This is a genomic window from Synechococcus sp. R8-2, assembly GCF_047461715.1.
In the GTDB taxonomy this organism is placed as follows: Bacteria; Cyanobacteriota; Cyanobacteriia; order Thermostichales; family Thermostichaceae; genus Thermostichus.
Genome location: NZ_JANSHQ010000316.1, coordinates 1 through 1763, shown reverse-complemented (window position 1 = coordinate 1763; position 1763 = coordinate 1). Strand labels below are relative to the sequence as shown.

The window sequence follows — 1763 nt, the reverse complement described above, 5'->3', positions numbered from 1 at the left end:
CCTAGCGGTTGGTGTCGGGTAGCTTACGTCACAGCCGACTGGGATCCCTGACAAGCAAAAGATGGGCTTGCCTTGGCCGGAGTCGATAACGCTGGAAAAGGCTGGCACAGAGATTTGCCAAGGCAGTTCGGATGGCACTAGAGTAGCGTCAAGTCTTTTGCCAGCCCGTTGTCCTTTGCAAGTGTCTTTGTGAGGTCATCATGCCGCTTATCCCACAGGGGTTGCGCCCCCATCGTCGTCTCCTCTGGGCAGGGATCCCGTTGGCCGGTGCTTTGGCCTTGGGGGCCTGCTGGAGCAACCCCACAGGTGCTGAAGTCGAGTCTCCCACATTGACTCAGAATCCCTTCCCCCCCATCCCCACTCCACCGCCGCCGCTGCCTTCCCCAAGTGGGACTCCGGGCCTTCCCCCTTGGTGGCCCCGCGCCCAATCGCCGCAGTGGGAAGATTCTCCTTACGCTTCGGTCTTGTCCGGCTTTTTGCAAGGATTGGCGGCCCAAGGGGGAGCGCTCTCTCAACAGGGGATCCTGCTCTGGACGCCGGAAGGGGAGCTGTTGGCGGAGCATGGGCTGGATCGACCTTTGCCGGTGGGAGCCTTGGATCAGTTGGCCATCAGCTTGATGGCCCTGGAGACTTGGGGCTATGAACGTCGCTTTGAGACCCGCTTCTACACCACAGGCCATCGGTTGGGCCATCGCTTGACGGGAGATTTGATCCTGGTGGGTGGCGGGGATCCCTATTTCACGGAAGCGAATGTGGCAGAGCTGGCCCGCCATTTGCATAGCCTCAACATTCGCCAGATCGACGGGGATGTGAAGGTGTTGCCCCCCTTCCGTTTGCTGGGCCAACCCGATCCTTTGGGCGGCGCTCAGCGTTTGGCAGAACTCCTCAGCAATACTCAACAACCCCATCCGGTTGTCATTCGCGGCTCGGTGTCAGTCCTAACAGCCCTCCCCGCGGACGCCCACTGCCTGGCCAGCTACACCTCGCTACGGCTGGGATCCCTGTTGCAGATCCTCAATGGCAGCAACGACCGAGCCATGGCAGAAGCCCTGTTGGCGGAACTGGGGGGCGAAACAGCCCTGCTGGAGTACCTGCGGCAGCGGTTGGTGGCTCAGCCCATTTCCCGCCTGGATTCCCAAATGGCCCCCGCCGAGCAAGACATTCGCCTGGGGCAAAGAGGGCGAGCGCTGTACCTTTCCCCCCGCGCCCTAGCTCATCTCTGGGAACACCTGGTAGATTTCACAGATGGGGATCCGACTCGGATCTTGCCCAGAGCGGGCACTGGCCACAGCACCCTGCGGGCGCGCACCTTGCCCCCAGGCACGGCTGCTCAGGTGGGATCCGCTGCGGATCGGCTGATGACGATGGGGCAGCTGCCGAATGGCATCCACTTTGTCCTGCTCAACCAAGGTCCTGACCTGGGCATTTTGCGCCAGCAACAGGATCAGTTTCTGCAGGATGTGGTGGCCATTTCTGAGCCTCTCCGCCGCTAATGCTGACCTCAATTCGAACTTAATTTGAGATACAGCTCTCCCCCCACTTTCCCCATAGGAGGCGGAAGCTCAAGACCCCAGAGCCCCACAGGTTAGGAACAGGGTCAATTCATTTAAGAATGAGACGGCCCTGCAGCTAAGAAGGCATGGAGGTAGACCTCAGGAGGAAGCTTAGACCTGAGAGAGAGTCATAGGGTATGTCCAGGAAGGGAGCAGTTGCACGGATGAACAAGGTTAGTCGTGCAACAGTTTATCGCTGGCTGAACCGAG

Annotated in this window: 1 protein-coding gene; it reads left to right on the top strand. The window is 60.0% G+C overall.

The genetic code is table 11. The features are described from left to right. Window positions 1–200: 200 nt before the first annotated feature. A complete protein-coding gene (locus NW819_RS08090) occupies window positions 201–1493 on the top strand; it encodes a D-alanyl-D-alanine carboxypeptidase (RefSeq protein ID WP_414413448.1) in 1293 nt (430 codons plus the stop codon). Window positions 1494–1763 lie beyond the last annotated feature (270 nt).